Annotated in this window: 15 protein-coding genes and 1 tRNA gene; 9 read left to right on the top strand and 7 right to left on the bottom strand. The window is 48.8% G+C overall.

Annotated elements, in window-relative coordinates; genetic code table 11:
- Nucleotides 1-18 precede the first annotated feature (18 nt).
- The 3 genes from IZU26_RS09020 to IZU26_RS09010 are packed head-to-tail and all read left to right on the top strand — an operon-like array spanning nucleotide 19 to nucleotide 4,464.
- The gene (locus IZU26_RS09020) at nucleotides 19-2,757 is read left to right on the top strand and encodes an AAA family ATPase (protein WP_433278452.1); all 2,739 of its coding nucleotides are present in this window, start codon (nucleotides 19-21) and stop codon (nucleotides 2,755-2,757) included.
- The gene (locus tag IZU26_RS09015) at nucleotides 2,750-3,682 is read left to right on the top strand and encodes a type I phosphomannose isomerase catalytic subunit (RefSeq protein WP_433278451.1); all 933 of its coding nucleotides are present in this window, start codon (nucleotides 2,750-2,752) and stop codon (nucleotides 3,680-3,682) included. Before IZU26_RS09020 ends, IZU26_RS09015 begins: the two co-directional genes overlap by 8 nt.
- 44 nt (nucleotides 3,683-3,726) lie before the next feature.
- Entirely contained in the window at nucleotides 3,727-4,464 is a 738-nt protein-coding gene (locus IZU26_RS09010; RefSeq protein ID WP_433278449.1) for a tRNA threonylcarbamoyladenosine dehydratase, read from the top strand.
- Nucleotides 4,465-4,766: 302 nt separating this feature from the next.
- Here IZU26_RS09010 and IZU26_RS09005 read toward each other — a convergent pair whose 3' ends face one another.
- Nucleotides 4,767-5,849, bottom strand: coding sequence for a BMP family lipoprotein (locus tag IZU26_RS09005; protein WP_433278447.1), 1,083 nt, complete (start codon nucleotides 5,847-5,849; stop codon nucleotides 4,767-4,769).
- Nucleotides 5,850-6,259: 410 nt separating this feature from the next.
- Complete coding sequence (locus tag IZU26_RS09000; RefSeq protein WP_433278445.1) at nucleotides 6,260-8,998, bottom strand: pullulanase-associated domain-containing protein; 2,739 nt, start codon at nucleotides 8,996-8,998, stop codon at nucleotides 6,260-6,262.
- A gap of 334 nt (nucleotides 8,999-9,332) precedes the next feature.
- On the opposite strand from IZU26_RS09000, the gene IZU26_RS08995 reads away from it, so the two are divergent.
- From IZU26_RS08995 to IZU26_RS08985, 3 genes are all read left to right on the top strand, one after another.
- Entirely contained in the window at nucleotides 9,333-9,602 is a 270-nt protein-coding gene (locus IZU26_RS08995; protein WP_433278443.1) for an ACT domain-containing protein, read from the top strand.
- Between the two features lie 92 nt (nucleotides 9,603-9,694).
- On the top strand, nucleotides 9,695-9,976 hold the full coding sequence (locus IZU26_RS08990; RefSeq protein ID WP_021330327.1) for a BrnT family toxin: 282 nt from the start codon (nucleotides 9,695-9,697) through the stop codon (nucleotides 9,974-9,976).
- Entirely contained in the window at nucleotides 9,963-10,250 is a 288-nt protein-coding gene (locus IZU26_RS08985; protein ID WP_021330287.1) for a BrnA antitoxin family protein, read from the top strand. Before IZU26_RS08990 ends, IZU26_RS08985 begins: the two co-directional genes overlap by 14 nt.
- A 105-nt stretch (nucleotides 10,251-10,355) precedes the next feature.
- Here the strand turns inward: IZU26_RS08985 and IZU26_RS08980 are convergent, their stop codons facing one another.
- The 3 genes from IZU26_RS08980 to IZU26_RS08970 all read right to left on the bottom strand — a co-directional run bounded on the left by IZU26_RS08980 (nucleotide 10,356) and on the right by IZU26_RS08970 (nucleotide 14,748).
- On the bottom strand, nucleotides 10,356-12,149 hold the full coding sequence (locus IZU26_RS08980; RefSeq protein ID WP_021330354.1) for an ABC transporter permease: 1,794 nt from the start codon (nucleotides 12,147-12,149) through the stop codon (nucleotides 10,356-10,358).
- A 16-nt stretch (nucleotides 12,150-12,165) separates the two neighbouring features.
- Nucleotides 12,166-13,353, bottom strand: a complete 1,188-nt coding sequence (locus IZU26_RS08975) for an ABC transporter substrate-binding protein (protein ID WP_433278440.1) — start codon at nucleotides 13,351-13,353, stop codon at nucleotides 12,166-12,168.
- Between the two features lie 123 nt (nucleotides 13,354-13,476).
- Complete coding sequence (locus tag IZU26_RS08970; protein ID WP_021330289.1) at nucleotides 13,477-14,748, bottom strand: deoxyguanosinetriphosphate triphosphohydrolase family protein; 1,272 nt, start codon at nucleotides 14,746-14,748, stop codon at nucleotides 13,477-13,479.
- 266 nt (nucleotides 14,749-15,014) lie between these two features.
- On the opposite strand from IZU26_RS08970, the gene IZU26_RS08965 reads away from it, so the two are divergent.
- On the top strand, nucleotides 15,015-16,340 hold the full coding sequence (locus IZU26_RS08965) for an SLC13 family permease (RefSeq protein ID WP_433278438.1): 1,326 nt from the start codon (nucleotides 15,015-15,017) through the stop codon (nucleotides 16,338-16,340).
- Nucleotides 16,341-16,541: 201 nt separating this feature from the next.
- Here the strand turns inward: IZU26_RS08965 and mscL are convergent, their stop codons facing one another.
- The gene (gene mscL / locus IZU26_RS08960) at nucleotides 16,542-16,979 is read right to left on the bottom strand and encodes a large-conductance mechanosensitive channel protein MscL (RefSeq protein WP_433278436.1); all 438 of its coding nucleotides are present in this window, start codon (nucleotides 16,977-16,979) and stop codon (nucleotides 16,542-16,544) included.
- A 163-nt stretch (nucleotides 16,980-17,142) separates the two neighbouring features.
- On the opposite strand from mscL, the gene IZU26_RS08955 reads away from it, so the two are divergent.
- A tRNA-Ile gene (locus IZU26_RS08955) sits at nucleotides 17,143-17,216 on the top strand.
- A gap of 61 nt (nucleotides 17,217-17,277) precedes the next feature.
- Here the strand turns inward: IZU26_RS08955 and IZU26_RS08950 are convergent.
- Nucleotides 17,278-17,469, bottom strand: a complete 192-nt coding sequence (locus tag IZU26_RS08950; RefSeq protein WP_021330334.1) for a hypothetical protein — start codon at nucleotides 17,467-17,469, stop codon at nucleotides 17,278-17,280.
- Nucleotides 17,470-17,591: 122 nt separating this feature from the next.
- Between IZU26_RS08950 and hrpB the strand changes: the two genes are divergently transcribed.
- Nucleotides 17,592-20,123 carry an ATP-dependent helicase HrpB gene (gene hrpB, locus IZU26_RS08945; protein ID WP_433278434.1) on the top strand — a complete coding sequence of 844 codons (2,532 nt, stop codon included), beginning with the start codon at nucleotides 17,592-17,594 and terminating at the stop codon, nucleotides 20,121-20,123.
- The last annotated feature ends 10 nt before the right edge of the window (nucleotides 20,124-20,133 follow it).

Here is a 20,133-nt window from a genome sequence, read left to right as displayed (position 1 = left end):
TTTTGAGGTTTTTTGTTAATGAAAGAAAATTGCATCGACTGCATTTTACGCACGGATACCGACATAACGCCCGAACAGCTTTTTTTTATGACGCGTTATGTTCCCTATCGCGTCGTAAAAATGATGGGCGAATCGCCCTGTTGCTTTTTCGAACGGACGATAGAAAAATTCCAGGGCGTCATGGTATACCTCGATATCATCGGCTTTACGAAAATCGTCGACGGCTATATGAAAACCGGGCGCGATGTCGCTGATTTGACGAATACGCTGTCCGATTACTATTCGGTCGTCATAGAAACCGTTCGCGGATTCGGCGGCTCCGTATTTCAATTTGCAGGCGATTCGATCCTCATCTGCTTCGACAGATTAAAAGACGAAAGCGACGAAAACAATTTACGGCGCGCGCTTGCAGCGATGATGCTCATCATCGATCTGAGCAACAATTACAATACTGTTTCCGAAGAATTTGTTAATTTTACGCTGAAGCCGAAAATCGGTATGGGGCAGGGGGAAATCTTTCAGATATTTCTCGGCGATACGGAATATTCGATGACGCCGGTGCTTACCGGAGCAGCCGTCATCCAAGCGATCAAAATGGAAGAAGCGTGCACGACGCAGGAGATCGTCGTGAGTATTCCCGTGTGGAATCTTGCGTGCAAAATGGGACTTGAGCGCTGCTTTGCCGAGCAGGAAGGGTTTTATCACCTGACTGATATTCCCGAAGATTTCGCCTCGTCGGTCGAACGCCCCGAATATATCGACGTGGAAACGTGGTTTACAAATCCGCGTTTTTACAACCGCCTCTATTCATTTATAAATCCGATCATCTTCAGTCAGATAAAAAACAACGTGCAGGGTTTCGACGGCGAATACCGCAACGTAACGTGCTGCATGGTTCGCTTCGACGGCGTCTTTCAACAGGCTGTCAGCGAAGCGTCGATCGCGGAAGGTTATGCGAGTCTTAATAAAATTTATAAAGATCTGCAGGACATCGCAAACCGCTTCAGCGGCTATTGCGGCAAGCCCGATTTAAGCGACAAGGGCATCGTGTTTCCCGTCTTTTTCGGTATGCCCGTCGCGATCGAATACAAAGAGCGCATGGCGATGCTGTTCGCCAATAAATTGATCGAAGAAGAGCAAAAAGAGGGCGGTAAGATCATCGTCAACGTCGGTATTGCGACGGGCGTCGTCTACGCCGGAGAATTCGGTGCGAACATGCGCAAGGATTTTACGATCGTCGGCAATGCGATCAACTTTGCCGCGCGCCTCATGATGAACGCGACGAACCACGGAGCTTTTACCGTCTTTATCGATGAAGCGACAAAGGTGAAAACCGAAACGATAAGCGAAACGGAAACGATGCCCGGCATCATGCTCAAAGGCTTTTCCGAAATGCAAACCGTGTATCACCTTTTGACGATCAGAAAGGATACGGGAAAAGTACATCATAAAACCGAGCTGTTCGGGCGGAGCGGAGAACTTGCGGCGATCGCATCGTTGTATGAAAGGAGCAGGGCGGGGGAGTTGTGTTTTGCTCCGATCATCGGCGATATCGGCATCGGAAAATCCTATCTCGTTGAGCGATTTGCATCCGACGTTATGACAGCGTATGCCGATACCGTCGTTATGTACGGCCGGGCGTATTCGTATGAAGCTTCGACGCCGTTTTTTTTATGGCGCGATATCATAAAGCGCGTCGTCGGTATAACCGATTCGATGCAGGGCGAAATGCTTTTGCTGCACGTCCTAAATAAATTTGCGCGGGATCTCCCGTCCGATAAAAATTGGGTATCGTATTTTTTGACGACGCTCGGTTACAACTTTGCGGAAAATCCTGTGACGGCGCGTCTCGATGCGGCAACAAAGCAACAGCACTTTTTTGCCCTCGTGTATACGCTGCTTGTGAATTATGCGGAAAATCACCCGCTTGTCATCGTACTTGAAAATTTGCAGTGGAGCGATAATCTTTCGCTGCATCTGCTTTCGTACTTGTTTCGAAAACCGAAGACCGCGCCGATTCTCATCGTACCCGTATCGCGCGAATCGAAAACGATCAAGCGTCTCTATTCTTTAAACAATATGAAAGTGCTGCGCCTTGCGCATTTGCGCGATGCGACAGCCGCTCAGCTTGCGGCAAAATTACTCGATTTTAAAACGCCCGATAAATTGCTCATCGCGAAGATAATCGCGGCGTCCGGCGGTAATCCGATGTACATCGAAGTTATCGTCGAAAGCCTTAAATCGAGTAATAAAATCGGCAAAGATAAAAGCGGACATTATTGCCTTATCGATCACGTAAACGATATAAAGATTCCCTATACGATCGAAAATGTGATCCTCGTACAGCTGAATGCGCTGTCTTACGAAGCGCAGGTTATATGCAAAAACGCTTCCGTTATCGGCAGGACGTTTTCACTCGATGTGCTGGAAGCCCTTGTCTCCGAAACGATTCCGCACAGTGTCGTCGAACACTCTCTTGCCGAACTCGAAGAGAGCGGTTTTATACTCTGCGACAACGCAAAGCGAACGCTCTTTACGTTTAAAGATGCGACGATGCGCAGCGTTATCTATAAGACGATTATCGAATCGACGCGGAAGAGTTTGAATACCGCGATCATCAATTATTTTGAAGAAAAATACAAAGACAATATCCGGCCGGCCGCCGGCAAACTGCTCTACTATGCGGCGGAAGCGAAGGACGACGATGCGCTCGCAAAGTATACGAAACTTGCTGCGGAGAGCCAATGCAATGCGTGAAATTATTTTTGTGAATCCCGTTTTAAAAGAGACGGTGTGGGGCGGTAAGCGCCTCGCAGAATACGGCTATGAACTTCCGAGCGGTCATGTCGGAGAAGCGTGGGCTATCGGTGCGCATCCGAACGGCGACTGCACGGTTGCAGGCGGTGCTTTCGCCGGTATGCACCTTTCGGAGCTTTGGAAAAATCATCGCGAGCTTTTCGGCGGATCGGCGGGAGAGCGTTTTCCGCTTTTGACGAAGATCATCGATGCGGAGCGCGACTTGTCCATCCAAGTGCATCCCGACGATGCGTACGCAAAGCTGCACGAAAACGGCTCTCTCGGCAAAACGGAATGCTGGTACATCCTCGATGCCGCGCCCGGTACGAAGATCGTCATAGGGCACAATGCGAAAGACCGCGGTGAAGTGCGCGATATGATCGAACAAAAGCGCTGGAACGAGTTTATCCGCGAAGTGCCGGTGCACAAAGGCGACTTTTTCTTTATTGCGCCGGGAACGGTTCACGCGATAAAGGGGGGCACGCTTTTGCTTGAAACGCAGCAAAACAGCGACGTCACTTACCGCGTCTACGATTACGATAGACCGGGAAGCGACGGGAAGCCGCGCGCGCTTCATATTGCCGAGAGCATCGATGTTATAAAGGCGCCGTTTGAAGAGAGTCTGCCGCAAAAGAATCCGCATAAAACGATCAATAAAAACCTCGTCGAACTCGTAAGCTGTCCGTATTTTTCCGTGTGGACGCTCGGCGTGCACGGGAGGGCGGAAATCGTGCAGGATCAAAAGTTTATGCTCGCATCTGTCGTCGAAGGCGCAGGGACGGTTGACGGAAAAACCGTTCGGAAAGGAAGCCATTTTATGCTTCCGTATGAGTACGGGCGGGCGGTATTCGAAGGCGATATGCAGCTCGTCATATCCGCAGTGTAAGCGCGGGACGTATGCAGTTGACGGCGCACGATACGGAAAGCGCGATGTGTCATACAGAATCCGCGATGAACGCCGGAGGAGTCGAATGCGCTCGATCCGATGAAGATCGCTTTTCACGCACGAGGATGCTCGTCGGAGAGGACGGCATCGAAACGCTGCAAAAAAGCCGCGTCATCGTGTTCGGTATCGGAGGAGTCGGAGGCTTTGTCGTAGAAGCGCTTTCGCGTGCGGGTATCGGTTCTCTCGATATCGTCGATAACGATACCGTTTCCGCTTCAAACATAAACCGGCAGATATACGCGCTTGACAGCACGGTCGGCGCGTATAAAGTCGATGTCGCTGCCGCGCGTATCCGCGACATCAATCCCGAATGCACCGTAACGGCTCATCGCTGTTTTTTTATTCCCGACACGGCCGATCGCTTTGACTTTTCCCGCTGGGATTACGTCGTCGATGCCGTCGACACCGTCGCGGCAAAGATCGAAATCATCAAAAGAGCGAAAGATGCGGGTACGCGGATCATAAGCGCTATGGGTACGGGAAACAAACTCGATGCATCGCGTTTTCGCATTGCCGATATAGCGGAGACGAGCGTGTGTCCGCTTGCGCGCGTCGTGCGGCGGGAATTGAAAAAGAAAGGCATAGAAAAAGTTCCGGTGCTCTATTCGACGGAGCTGCCGTCCGTCAGCGGAAAGGTACCCGCAAGCATTTCATTTGTGCCTGCGGCCGCGGGGCTTTTGATCGCGCAAAAAGTCGTGTGCGATTTGCTTGAAAAAGCGTAACAGTTAGGGCTTACGCATGAGAATCTATATTCCAAAAAAATAACGGTTACCCTAAAAAATAGGCTGCACTCCCGGCAGCAGCCCTGCCGTTTGCGCGGGGAACTTCGCGCTTCGCGCTCGTTGCAAATGTCGCGGCCGCCGTGTCGTAAAGGGTCTGCTTTCGACGGTGCTTTTACACCGTCAGCCTACGCCCGCGCGGAGCGGTGCCGAAGGCAGACGCCGGAGCGAGCGCAAGCGAGGGACGCGGCCGAGCGTGAGCGAGCCGCGGAGGGCGGGTTCTTCCGACCGTTTCGTCCCGATTTTTATTTTATTAATCCTGCAGGGTTATCCACAACGATAACTTTTCCCGATTTGATAGCTTCGAATGCTTCGGTTGCGCGTTTTTGGGCTTCCGCCGAGAGGTTCGGGTTTTTCAAGGGGATGCCGACGCCGTCGTTATTCGCCGTGAACTCGAGTTCTTTGCCGCCGGGGAATTGGCCCGCGAGTTCGGCTTTGATCATGTCGTACGAAGCGCGGTCGAGGAATTTCATAGCGGATGTGAGCACGGCGCTCTTTTTGTTCGGCATCATGCCTTCGTTGTATTGATCGACGTCGACGCCGACGACCCATACGTCTTTGCCGGTAGAGCGCCTCGTTTTCGCTTCGTTGATGACGCCGACGCCGACACCGCCTGCGGCAGCGTGGATGACTTTGACGCCTTTATCGAACATGGAAGCTGCAAGCTGCTGACCTGCCGCGACGTCGCTGAAAGTTCCCTGATAGATGACGTTTTCGGCTTTGATCGTTATCTTCGTGCCGAAGTTTTCGTTCGCGTATTTGATGCCCTGCTGCCATCCCCAGTTGAATTTTTGAACGGCGGGGATTTCCATGCCGCCGATAAAGCCGAAGCTGCCTTCTTTGACCTGCACCGCCGCCGCGACGCCCGCGATAAATGCCGACTGCTGTTCAAGCCACGAAATGGCCGCGACGTTCGGCGCCGTTTTGAATACGGAATAATCGGCATTGTGCGGTTTTCCGTCGAGGATGACGAATTTGACTTTCGGGTATTTGTCTTGCGCTGCGAAAACGGCGGTTTCGAATTTGAAGCCCGGGCAGACGATCATCTGATAGCCCGCATCCGCGAGGTTTCCGATTTCTTTGAGATAATCGGCTTCCGTCGTTCCCGCAGGTTTCAGATATTTACATTCGATGCCCATATCTTTTTGTGCACGGAGAATGCCTTCCCACGTGCCTTGGTTGAATGATTTGTCGTCGATGGTTCCGGCATCGGTTACCATGCCGACGCGGAGCGATTTTTTTCCGGCTGCCGAAGAATCGGCGTCTCCCATTGCAAAGACTGCACCGGCTGCAAGCAGTGCGCACAGAACTGCGATTGTTTTTTTCATTGTGTTCTCCCATAAAAACTTTTGCAGGAAATATCAATTTCCGAAAAAGTTTTTAGCCGTGCGCGTATGCGCACACGTTCAATAGTCGAGTTTGCAAAATAAAGTGTATCGTATTCATGCGATTTTTATCGAAACGACACGTATACACGTCTTCTGCAAACATCCAAGCAAACTCGAAATAAAAAGTGTCGGCGATATTTCAGACGACATTTTTTATCGTACCTCCTTGATATGTTTTATTACGAATAAGCAAGTATCGTGAAAATAGTATACCGAGCGAAAGCGTTAGTCAAGGGAGCGCATTGTATCGCCCGGCTTTGAAAACGGTGCCGGGCGATGATTTTACTTTGTCACAATGCATCCGCATTCCGATACTTTTTACAATACCTTCATATTCGACGACTTTTACGCTATTTTTTCAGAATAATAAAGCTCTTGGCAGCAACTTCCGAAGGAATCGTCGAAGACTCCGTTACGGAACCGGAACTCACATCAATAAGTTTTGTATAGCCTTCATGGCTAATAGATTGTTTTTCTGCGGTAGCATTAAAGTACACCAGGAAATCTTTCGTTGCATACTTCGTCAAGCCTGCCTTAAGCGTTTGTGCAGTTGCAGAAGAATTAGCGCCGAATGCGTCATGATTTCCCTTTCTTAAAGCGATTAAACCTTTGTACATATTATATACATCGGAGTAGGTGGTTTTAAAACCGAGATCGATAGCATTTATCGCATCGGGTTTATTGTAACTGTTTTCATCTCCTTGCTTTGTACGCAGGAATTCTTGTCCTCCGTTTATAAACGGCGTACCTTGAGCCAAGAATACGTATGCCGCAGCAAGCATGTCTTGCTTTTTAACGTCCTTCAGACCCTCCGCACCGATTTTGCCGAACAAATCGACGGGAGCTTTAGGCGGCGTTGTATAAGAACGAGAAATTGCCAGTTTATCAAACAGAGTATAGTTATCGTGACATTCGACATAATTGATAAAACGACCGATGACATCTACATCATACTTTGAGCCCAGCAAACCTTTTATTACAGCAGAGTCGGCAAATGTCCCTTGAACATGACCGAGCTTAAATCCGCCGAATTCGGCACCTTTAATGGCGTTGCGGAAATCGTCATCGAAGCAGGCAACTCCGTTGTTCGAATAAGTCTCATCAGCACACTCGTCTATACTGCCCTTTGTTCCTGCCGTGATTCCGTTTTTCACGCCGCTGGTGCCGCCCGTCCACGGTTCTCCGTACACCATAACGTTTTTATCGATGGCTGAAAGTTCTTTATAAATTTCTTTCATAGTCGATTTCTCTATGCAGCCCATTAAATCGAAACGGAATCCGTTCATGTGATAATCAAGCATCCAATGTTTTAACGATTCGATTATATACTTTTTGGACATAGGAGCAGCCGTATCGATTTCATTTCCGCAGCCGCTGCCGTTTATATAAGTTCCGTCCGCCGCCATATTGTAGTAATAGTAGGGAGCGGTCATATCATAAAGAGAATCCGTTCCCGTTCCGCTTGTGTGGTTGTATACGACATCCATAATCACGGCAATACCGGCTTCATGAAGTTTGTTTATCAAAGTACGCAGTTCAAGGACTGCTTGCGTTCCGTCCGTGTAACTGGCCGAAACATAGCGTCCTTCAGGGACATTATAGTGATACGGATTGTATCCCCAGTTGTAGTCGGTATTTGAATTCTTTTCCGCATAGTCAAAAACGGGAAGAAGCTGAACGTGGGTAACTCCTAAATCTCGAAGATGCGCAATAACTTTAGTCCCGTTTGCAATTTCAAGATATTTTCCGGTAGTGGCTGCATTTTCCACTTTTGACCAGTCGCGGATATGCATTTCGTAAATCACCGCATCCGTATAAGATTTTGTCTGTGTACCGTTATTGCCGAACGGGTTTTTGTAGTTTTCCTTTGTGCCGTAGTGCGCACCGGAAGGAATCGCAGATGTATCCGAATTTATATCTGCAATCTGCGCCGCAACGGAGTCCGCACCGGCAACTTTGGCATAAATATCACATACATCGTTTGATACGCCGCCGTTTGTAATTCTAAACTTATAATACTTGTAAGATGCAACGTTTACATTTGAAGCGGCCCATATTCCATTGCCGTCTTTTGTCATAGGTTGAATATGAGCGGGTGTTTCAAGTGAATTTGAATTATTAAAAAGTAAAAGTGTAACATCGCTTGCTAAAGGAGCCCAAGTTTTGAATGAAGCCGTAGACCCGTTCAGCGTAAGTCCCAAATCGGTTCCGGGATATTCATAATCGCCGTACTGGGCTTTCGTTGCAGCCGTCATTTCGACTTCCAGCCCTGTCGACGGTTTAAACTTGGGATGGCTTATAAACCACTTTTTGGAAGGATCAAGATTTCCGCCGGCTTTTATGTACAACGTATCGGCAAAATTGTTGCTGCGATCGGAACTTGACTTGTAATCATAGTTTTTTACGTCAACAACGGAGATTTCTCCCCCATTATCGGATTTCAAAACAAAACCGTTGGAAGCCGCACTTGTTTCAAGTCCGAACTTAACGGAAAGTTTCAGTTTTATGATATTTACATCTTCTGTCGCAGCGGAAACCAAACAGGGGTCAAAAGTCGGTTTAACGGAATACACGGAAGGATCCTTATTTATAACCATAAAATGTTTACCGTCGGTCAAAGACATAAAACGGTCGCCATCAACGTCCTTAATCCAATCTGCATTACGAACAATAAAATTCAACTTATCCTTAGTTGCAATAACATTTTGTATGTCGGTCAAACTTGAAGTCAGTGTACTGATATCCCAATAGGCAACAGTTTTTCCGTCAATAGTGCGTGAAACGGCTTTGCCCTTAGTCGCCTCATATCCCGGCCCTCCTTCGCCGCCTTCTTTCCAGAGCCACAGTCCCCAGTCTGCATATGTACCGTCAGGACGATAGTAGAAAAGAATTACTTTACTATCGGCAGGATCGATTTCCTGCGCCAATTTCGATGCGGCGAAAAGAGATTCGGGCGGCTGTCCTATGGTACCCGGTTCAACGGCTTGCGCTATTTTATTGCCGTCATCGGGACTTCCTGCACAGCCCGCAAAGAAGATGGCCGATACAAAAAGCACGGCAGCTCCGAATTTTAAAAACATGTTCTTCATAGAAACCTCCTGAGGAAACGCTGATTAACAGCTCATCTTTTTGATATTTTTCTCAAACCTGTTTTTCGTTGCATACTACTTCTCATAATTATGATTTTTGCGTACTTCGTCTCGGGGCAAAGTGTGCATATATACAAAACGCTCCGATACGGACTGACCGCACGGAGCGCTGTTTGAGATTGGAAAAGCGTTGTGCCGGCGTTACCGTACATAGGTCCCTCGTCATACACAATCGGACTGATCAAACTGTCCGCTATAGATATTATAATCCGTTTTCGCGCAGATTGCAATGCGCCGGCTTGCGAGATATCAAATAATGCGCTACACTCGTTTTATGAATGCAATTATCACCGTCGTCGGCTCGGATAAGGTCGGCATCATCGCAAAAGTGAGCGGCTTTCTCGCCGAGCACAAAGTCAATATAGCCGATATTTCGCAGACGATCCTTTCCGGTAATTTCGTTATGATGATGATGGTAGATCTCGACGGCGCCGATATTTCTATAGAAAACCTCCGCGCTGAAATGGATAAAACCGCAGACGCTATGGGCGTCGAAATCAACATCATGAGCGAAAAAGTGTTTTCCGCGATGCACCGGATTTGATCGTACCCGCAGGCGGATTTTGCGCCGAAAAAAAACGGATATTTGTCTTGACATATCGATTGAGATGATTATACATTTTATATGAGAGCTTCATGCAGTTTGAATGGGATGAAAAGAAAAATAATGAAAATATAAAAAAACACGGCATTTCATTCCTGCGTGCGGCACAGATTTTCTTTGATCCGAAGATGATCGATATGCCCGACATAGCACATTCGAATGAAAGCGAAGAACGATGGAACGGTATCGGTATGTGCGGGAGAGTTCTTTTTGTAGTGTATACGGAAAGAAATAATAAAATACGGATTATTTCAGCGAGAAAAGCGAATGAAAAGGAAAGAATCGAATACTACCGTAATTATGACCTCAGATGAAATCAAGAATCTTCCGCCGATGTCGAAAAAAGAACTTAAAGCGCTCGACGATGCAAATATAGTGTACGATGAAGATTGTCCCGAACTTACGGACGAACAGCTTCGACAGTTTAAGCCGCGATACGTAAATCATCCCGCTTCCGTACACGAAAAGCGGAAAGACGGAAAAATCTGTATCCCTATTGATTCCGATATTTTAAAGGCTTTGAAGTCGCCGCAAAAAGATTACGAAAAACGGATAAATACTATTTTGCGCCGCGTCGTATTGGGGTGATAAAAGCGCACTCGTTTTCCGATAAAAAAATACGGGCGATTCGAACCGCGTGATTCCATAGTGCGCACAGCCCGTCCGCCCGTACAAACGATTTTTCGAATTGATTTACGCGCCGCCGACACCCTTGTCGATCGAAGCGCCGGTCGCTTTATTTACGGTAAAATTGATAAGCAATACGAGTACGATGATCATGAGGTTGATCGCGTTGCCGTACTGCGTATAGCCTTTTTCGTTGAACTGCATGAGCATCGTCGTAAGCACTTTGTTTTGCGGCGTGACGAGGAGTGCGAACAGCGAAAGCTCTCTCATGCACGAAATAAACGGCAGCAAAAATCCCGACAGAAACGTCGCCTTTTGAATCGGAACGATGATGTGTGACATGCGCTTTATCCACGGCACGCCGACGATGACGGCGGCTTCTTCGATTTCGTTTGAAAGCTGCAGCATGGCGTTGACGCCGCTTCTCGATGCGAAGGGCAGATATTTTACCGAACCGATGAGCGCGAGGATAAAAAACGAACCGTATAAAAAAGGGATCTTCGTCGCAATCGAAAGGTAGATCGCGCCGAACGCCATCGACGGCATGAGGTACGGGAAAAACGCGAGGTTGTTGACGAAAGTTGCTAATTTCGATCCGCGACGTTTTCCGATCGCATAGCCGATAAGGATGCCGCTTGTGCCGGCGACGACGGAACACACGACCGACAGGCGGAGGCTGTTCCACAGCGTACGCCACACGTCGGCGCTCATGAGAATGCCCGCGTCCATGCCGTTTTCGAGGGCGGATTCGCCGCGTCCGATCCAAAAGTCGAGCGTAAAATTTTTCAGCGAATAATCGCCGGGCAGGAGAAGCATGGACTCAAGGGCAAAGGTGATGAGCGGCACGATCGCGATAAAGCACAAGAGGACGACGAGGACGGCAGAAAGCGGCGTCCTTGCGCCGCGAAGGTTCACGAGCGAAATCTGCGAAGATTTTCCGGTGATCGTCGTAAACGATTTTCGCCTGCCGGTAAACCATTGATTCAATCCCAATATGCCGATACCGAATAAAATCATCGTAAACGCGATGATGTATCCCTGCCCTTGGAAATTGCCGTTCATCATCGTGTACATCTTTGTCGTGAGCACCCAAAAGCGCACGGGCGATCCGAGAAAAACCGGAACGGCGTATGCGCTCATCGCGGAGGCGAACACGAGCAGAAAAGTCGAAAGAAGGGCGGGCATGACGATCGGCAGCGTAATTTTCCGCATGATCTTTGCGCGGCTCGCTTTTAAAATCGTCGCGGCTTCTTCGAGGTTTGCGTCCATATTGCGGAGGATGCCGCCGATGAGGATGTAGGCGAACGGCGAATAGTGAAGCCCGAGTACGACCGAGCAGGGAAAGATTCCGTAGACGAACCATTCCGGCATTGCGATGCCCGTAAGCGCCGTAAAGATGCCCGTGATACCCATACCGACGTTCGCATTTCTGAAAAAGTTCGTCCAAAACATCGCAAGCGTCCACGACGGCATGATATACGGAAAGACGAATACGAATGAAATGAATTTTTTATATTTGAGATTCGTTCTCGTAATGAGCCACGCGACCGATCCGCCGAAAAAAATCGCAATGACGGACGCGATGATCGCCATGAACACCGTGTTCAGCAGCGGACGATAAAAATTATTAACGGAATATTCGCCGCCGGTGAGCAGTCTCTTCCAGTGGTACGGAGTGAGTGCGCCGATCGGTTTGCGTATGAGCTGCATTTCCATCGGATGAACGCTGTAGGTTTCCAATACGAGCGAAAGCAGCGGATACAACGTCAGCGCCGCGAGCAAAACGAAAAATACGACAAGGATGACGTTCGCGGGGTTTTGAAAAAATGTCTTTATATGATTCGCCGCTTTTTTTGACATGACAGCTCCCATCAGGCTATTTGGTCAGATTTTTTGAAATGAATTCGAAAACGTCCGCGTACGCTTCATTGATGTATTCGGGGTCTTCCATGACGAGACGCGTTTTCCAATACGAAAGCGGCTGATCGCCTTTGTTTACCGGAATACTCGTATTTGAAGAATATGCGCCGATGTCTTTGCCCCACGGAGCGAATCCCGCAGACGATACCAAATGTTCGACAAAGAGCATGGACGTGTAGGGCATCGTCGTTGTTTTGACGATCTGGGCATAAAGCGGATACATAAAGCCTGCAAAGGGCTCAACCGTCGTATTTTTGCCGTCCGCATAGTACGAAGCGACTTCGAGATTTTCGGTACGCACGGTTTTCGAACGGAGCTTGCTCAAAACGAAAAGACCGATTTTTCCCGACGCTTCGGCATTTGAAATCTGTTCGGCCATCGTCGTATCCGAATTGCCGAAGGAGCAGTTGTGCAGGAATTCCGCGATCCATTTATAGCCGGCGTTTTTATAACTGCCGAGCTGAATGTCTTTTCCGTATAAGTTTTTATACGCTTTTGCAAGCTTGTCCGACCATGTTTTATTCGTCAGCATGATAAGAAAATTTTCGTTTACCTTTTCCGTTTCGGGGCTCTTAAAAAATACCCTGCCTTTCATCGCGGGTTCGGTCAGCTGCCATACGTTCGTGATTGCCGGAACGTTCGAACCGACGGTGTTGAAGATAAACAATTTATCGATGTATTGCTGTACGAGCGGCATTCTGTCCGAAGCGTCGATATTTGAAGCGACGGAAGAAGGTACATAATTCAAAAGATTGCCCGTATCGACCATCTGTACTTTCATAACCGCCCCGTTTTGCGTCAGCACGACGTCCGCACCGTCGATTTTGCCGCTGATTTCAGCCTGCAGTTTCGTATAGATTTCACTGTCTTTGACGTTCGTCGTTTCGACGTCGATGCCGTATAATTCGGTAAAGGCTTTTGCCGCCCTTGCGATGCGCGAACTCGTTCCGTACGCTTTGAATACGGTACCGGCAGATTTTGCCGCCGCCGCTTCTTCTTTCGCTTTTGCGACGAGTTCATCGTGCGACATGTTTTTTGCCGCGTCGATCGTTTGCTTGACGTTCATCTTTTGCGCATTTTTTGAACAGGAAGCGAGTACGCACAGCGATGCGCATAAAACGATTCCGGTCAGTATTTTTTTCATAGAAATCCTCCAAATAAATTTCATAACGATTTGATTTTTTTATATGGCGGGCTGAAATTACCGTTCAGCCGACAATATTTCATTGTACTACGGATTTTTGTTATGTGTCAAATATTTCATTTTTTAAAATGTGATGATCTCTTCATACACTTGAATTGCGAACTGATCGGTCATACCGGAAATATATTCGATGACGCATTTTTGGTACGACTCGTTGTCGTTTATATCGAAGACGTCGGCGGTATTGCAACGGAGAATCCGTTTTTTATCCGGGTGCCCGAGCGGCGCATAGTTTGCATATTTGACGAGCCAGTCTTCATAGGTTATGCACAGAGAGGGATAATAGCGCAGCGCTTGTCCCGCACGCCCGTTTTGCGCATAGGGTTGTACGCGCATGAGCACTTCGTACAGCGTTTTGATGATATTCGACGCGTAGTGCATGAATTCTTCTATGCGCCAGTGCGCATAGATCCGCCGGTAATTGAATTTTTTCAGTTCGATGATAAAACGGAAATACTCGTCCGAAAAACGCAAGCCGCCTTCGGGACTCGACTGCGTACACAAGTCGACGATTAAATCGTTTATCAACACGGTCGTATTGACCGCTTTACCGCTTCGGAACGCACCCTTCGCTTTGCCGTCGATGCCGAGCGTCGTCGCGACGATTTCGCGCAGTTCGCGGTACGACGTCATATCGAGCATGTGGTATGTCCGCGCGTCTTCGATGTCGCGTCCCAAATACGCGATCTTGTCGGCGATCTTTACGACGCAGCCTTCCCACGTGTACGGCTGTACGATGCCCGGCCGCTTTATCGAATAGAGATCGATCGCTTCAGTCCGCGGCACGATGCCCTGCTGATCGATTTCGCCGCAGTGGCAGATAAGCCCGTCTCGCACCGCATACGTCAAATTGAGCGGCTGTTCTATCCCGTCGGGATCGGCAAGCGTTTCGATATAGTCTGCAAAAAAAAGACTGTTCCGCTCATGCCAAAATTTTTTCGGCGCGTTCACGCCCGTTTTTTGTTCAAGCAGCGAATTGAGGCAATTTTCTCCGTGATGACCGAAAGGCGCATGTCCGATATCGTGACCGATCGCGATTGCAGCGGCAAGCTTTTCGTTCAAGCCGAGATATTTTGCGATTTCGGATGCGACCGAAGCGACGTGCAGTACGTGTTCCATGCGCGTACAGGTGTGATCGTTGTGCGGCGCAAAAAAAACCTGCGTTTTATGCTTTAAGCGGCTGAACGCGCGGGAGTGCAAAAGCCGTGTATAATCGCGCTCGAAGTCGGATCGGATTTCGTTGCCTCTTCCGTACAACGGCACTTCGCGTTTTATACATTCCGCCCAATTTTTGCTTTCGGGACAGCATCGCACATCTTTAAAAGAATCTTTCATACAGCGGTTATTATATCACGGAAAAAGAACGGGAGTAAGTGCGCGGTTAAAAAAATAAGGCCACTGTTAAAAGGAGGAAAAACAGTGACCTTTGCGTTTGCATATAATGCTTACATTCTATAAACGACGGATACGGAAAATAGTTACAACCGAAAGAAATTTTATGAAAATTACAAAGCGTAAGGTCGATAAATCTGCGGCACGTAGGTTCGCAATACAATCGTGTGATTTACCTGCGGCTTTTTTTTCTGTATACTTTTTTAACTATGGAAATGAAATGGGTCGTGCTCGCGCTTGCCGTTATGATGTATGCGCTCGTCATCATCGTGCAGCATAAAAAAATCGTATTTACATCGGCGGCGGCGCTCGTCATCCTGCTGCTGGGTGCGATATTTCCGGAAAGCATTTTTTCTTCCGGCGGAGTTCCGCTTCGCGCCTATCCTTTCATACACGCGTTCACATCCCTTGTCAACTGGAACGTGCTCATGATCTATGTGGGGAGCATGATAATAGCCGCGCTCTTTATCTATTCGCGGATGCCCGCGTATATTGCGGACATCATGGTGGAAAAAGCGCCGAACACCGGAATCGCAATCGTGCTCATCCTCGCGATGACAGGGATTATTTCGATCTTCGTCGAAAACGTTGCGACAGTGCTCGTCATGGCGCCGATAGCGCTTGCGCTGTGCAAAAAGCTTAAAATCGATCCGACGTATTTTATGATAGGACTTGCCGTCATGTCGAATCTTGAAGGAACCGCGACGCTCGTCGGAGATCCGCAGTCGATGATCTTTGCAAGTTACGCGGGGTATACGTTCAACGATTTTTTCGTACACGCGGCAAAGCCGTCGATTTTTTTCTTTATCCAAACGGGTATGATTACCGGCTGCCTGTATTTTTATCTGTTCTTTGCAAAGCAAAAAGAAAAACCCGATTTGGATAAAAGCGAAGTGATTTCGCCTCTTCCGTTCTTTCTCCTGCTCGCGATGATCTTCGGTCTGGCCGCAATTTCGTTTTTGCATTTCGATTGCGAATTTTTGTCGGGACTGTACGTGCTTGCACTCGGCATTGCGGGTGTGCTGTGGTTCCGATTTGTACAGCGTCGGTCGCTGCGAGAAACGTGGCTGCTTATCAAAGGACTCGATTGGGAAACGATCGCGTTTTTGATCGGCATATTTATCGTCGTCGGCGCCATTTCGGAAACGGGGCTGCTCTCCGATTTTGCTCATACCCTTGCGCGCATTACCGGAGGCAATGTCTTCGTCGGCTTTATGCTGATCCTTACCGTATCGGTTGTGATTTCCGGCTTTGTCGACAATGTACCGTATATTATCGTCATGCTGCCTGTCGCGCAGACGCTCGCTTCCCGGATGGATCTCGCCGCCGAATTGTATATGTTTGCACTCCTCATCGGTTCCTGTCTCGGCGGCAATTTGACACCTTTCGGAGCGAGTGCAAACGTCGTTGCGATGGGTATTCTCAAACGAGAAGGGTATCCGGTCGATTTTGCCGGTTGGCTTAAAACAGGAGCGCCCTTTACGATTTTGACGACGGCAGCTGCAGCCGCGGCACTGTGGTTTGTGTGGACCTAGCGTACATTGGGATATTGCAAAATGTGTATAAGCTTTGTGTCCCGTGTGACGGTAACGTACTTCTCGCTTTGCGTCTTGTGTGTGTAATCAAACGTCACGATACGGGGCATCGAAACGCAGCAGACGGATTTTCGCCGAAAGCATAGAGGCTGTCTCAAAAGTCGGTTACTTTTTCGACAGCTCTTTTCGAAGCTCGGCTTATTAATTTTTATTTTTTAAGATATCGCGGATTTCTTCGAGCAGCACGATATCGGCGGGTTTGGCGACAGGTGCTTCTTCTTTCTCTTCCTTTTTCTTAAAGCGCTCGAAGATTCTGACGACGACAAAGATACAGATTGCGACGATTAAAAAATCGACGACGGTTTGAATGAAATTGCCGTATGCGACCGTCGCTTCGCCGATCTTTACGCTTAAGCTCGTAAAATCGATGCCGCCGATCAACAGACCGATAAGCGGCATGATCATATCGTTGACGAGGCTCGAAATGATTTTGCCGAACGCGCCGCCGATGATGACGCCGACCGCCATATCGACGACATTGCCGCGCGAAATGAATTTTTTAAAAGCCGTCGCTTCTTTCGAAGCTGCGGAAAAACCGCCTTTCAAATTGAACTTGTTTTCCGAATTGTTTTCACTCATGAGATACTCCTCTTGCTTGCTTAATACGATAGTGTCAGAATATGCTTTGTTCGACGTTCTGTCAATGAGGGATCTGTATAAAGAGGCAAGCGGAATATCTGATCGGCGTCCTGTTCATATATTGATCAAAACTAGGCCTTTGTGATACTATTGTTGACAATTCGGGCCATTAGCTCAGTCGGTTAGAGCAGAGGACTCATAATCCTTTGGTCCCCGGTTCAAGTCCAGGATGGCCCAAAAAAATTAACAAAAAACCCGCAAGGTAATCCTTGCGGGTTTTTTGTTAAAACGGTGTACACTATTTCAATACTTTTGAAATGATGTATTTGGAAACGTTCATGCCGGCTTTTTCAGCAAGCTTTTGGATTTTCTCCCATTTTACATCATCGCATGAAATAGAGTGCGATTTTGACGCTTCGGCAGGATTCTTTGCTTTGCGTGGCGTTTTTACGACCGCTTTTTTTACGGCTGTCTTTGTTGTTGCTTTCATATTAATAAATATACCCTAACGCGAAAAATAAATCAATACGGAAAAGAAAAATAACAAATTATTAATATTAACGAATTTGAGGCGCGCTTGCATCGCCGCGCTTAAAACAAGTATAATGTACCGTGCACGATTATCCCGATCTTGTTAAGCAGCTGCCGATCGCTCCGTATCTGGACGATATCTGCGTCTCTCTTAAATCTTCCGGTTCTCATTCTCTCATACTTACGGCGGAAACGGGTGCGGGAAAATCGACTGCGCTTCCGCTCGCGCTTCTCAATCACTTTTCGGGGAAAATTATTATGCTCGAACCGCGGAGGATCGCATCTCTTTCCGTCGCATCTCGTGTTTCGACGCTGCTCGGAGAGGAGATCGGGAAAACCGCAGGTTATGTGATGCGCCTCGAATCGAGAGTATCGGAGGTTACGCGCTTTACCGTTATGACGGAAGCCGTTTTGACGCGCATGCTGCAGGATGATTTGCTTTTGGACGGCGTTTCCGTCGTCGTCCTCGATGAATTTCACGAGCGATCCGTGCAGGCCGATCTCGCGCTTGCGTTTTTAAAAGAGACAATGTCACTTCGCGGCGATTTATACGTCGTCGTCATGTCGGCGACGATCGATACGGCATCGCTGTCGTCGTATCTCGCAGCCGGAGGTGAAGCTGTACCGGTGTTTGCCGTACCCGGCCGTCAATTTCCGGTCGACGTCGAATACGCAGGTGCCCTGCTTCCGTCGGATGCGGTGATGCGGGAATTGAGGAAGCGGGATAGGGGAAGCATCCTCGTATTTCTTCCGGGTATAGCCGATATTCGAAAAACCGCGGCGGAACTCGAACGCGAAAGTGTCGACGCGGATATTTTGCTTTTGCACAGTTCGATCGATTTCGATGAACAAAAAAAAGTGCTCTCTCCTCCGAATGACTTTTCTCGCCGCCGCGTTATTTTATCGTCGTCGATCGCAGAGACGTCTCTTTCCGTTCCCGGCGTAAGCGTCGTCATCGATTCTGGTTTGGCAAGAATCAATCGCATGAACGTCGCCGCCGGTATGGAGATGCTCGTCACCGAAACCGAAAGCGTCTTTTCGGCGGAGCAGCGGAAGGGCAGAGCGGGACGCATGAGAAGCGGCCGGTGCGTGCGCTTGTGGTGCGAAAACGACGTACGCGTTGCAGAGACGACTTCCGAAATACTTCGCACCGATTTAACCGAACTCGTACTCGAATGTGCCGAACGGGGCGTTTACAGGCGCGATGCGCTTTCATGGCTCACACCTCCGAGTGCTGCCGCTTGGAAGAGCGCACAAAAATTATTAATTGCGCTCGGCTGTTTGACTGCGGAAGACAAGACGGATGCGGAAAATTCCGTGCGTATCACTTCACTCGGCAAAGCCGCTCTCACACTCGGTCTGCACCCGCGCCTTGCCTGCGTTGCGCTTTCGGTACTCAGCTTCGGAAACGTCGGCGAAAGTGCAGATAAAAAAAGCGGGATATCCAAAAAAGAGCGCGGCGGCCTTGCGCCCTGTGTCGAAGCGGCGCTTCAATGCGTGCTCGCGTATTCTCCTTATGCGGATTCTCCGGCCGCCTTGCAAAAACGTTTTTTTTCCGATCTTGTAAAGCGGCTTGCAAAATGCGCATACCGTTTTCCCGATCTGTGCGGAAATTCCGGCTCGGAGGACTCGAGCGATGTTACCGCCGCCGTTTTGCTGCTTGCAGGATTTCCCGACCGCATTGCGCATTTGGAAGGGGACGGTACGTATCGATTTCCGTCAGGCCGCGTCGCATCCCTTCCTAAAAAGGATCGTGACGCTTTTCGCGTGTTTTCCGAGTGGATCGTTGCGCCCGTCGTGGATGCGGGAGAAAAGGAAGGCCGTATCTATCGATGGGAAGCGCTCTCTGCGGAAGAAGCGGAAGCATGGCTTTCGGTGCGGAGCGAAACGTATACGGAAACGGAATTTGCGGAAGGAACTCATTCGCTTCGAAAAACCGAATACACTTGTTTCGGAAAAATCGTATTGGCGGAAAGACGCGTCGCCGTGCAGGATGGAGATTTTGCATACGCCGTGTGCCGTGCAGTCGAAAAGAACGGCATTACAAGGCTTCCGTTCGGTGAAAAGACGAAAGCGTTTTTAGCGCGTGTGCGTTTTTATGAAGCTCATACGAGAGCCTTCCGCACAGTCGACGACGGCTCTCCGGTAAGCGTTGTCGGTACGTATACGATCGCAAAGTCGTCCGAAGAAAATTTAATAAAAACCGTACGCGAATGGCTCCCGCCTTTTTTGACGGGAACTACGCTCCGCGAAAACGCGGTATACGATGCGCTTTATTATTATCTTGACGGAGCGAAGGTCGATAAAAATGTGCCGCAAACGATTGTGCTCGCGAATGGAAAATCCTGTACGCTTTTATACGATACGGCCGCGGAAGGAATTATTCGACCGACGATCGAAATAATCGTCCAGAAGATTTTCGGCTGTTTTGAAACACCCCGCGTTATGGGTGTGCCGGTGCTTTTCAAACTGCTTTCTCCCGCGAGACGCCCGCTTCAAATTACCGACGATCTTGCAGGTTTTTGGAGCGGCGCGTGGCCGGAAATCTGCAAAGAGATGAAAGGCCGATATCCGAAACACAACTGGGATTACCGCGCCGCCGAGAGGGAATAACTCCGATCGG

It is taken from the genome of Treponema sp. SP13, assembly GCF_050938355.1.
Lineage (GTDB): Bacteria > Spirochaetota > Spirochaetia > Treponematales > Treponemataceae > Treponema_D > Treponema_D socranskii.
Note: the sequence above shows the minus strand (reverse complement) of the source record. Positions and strands in the feature narration are given on the sequence as shown.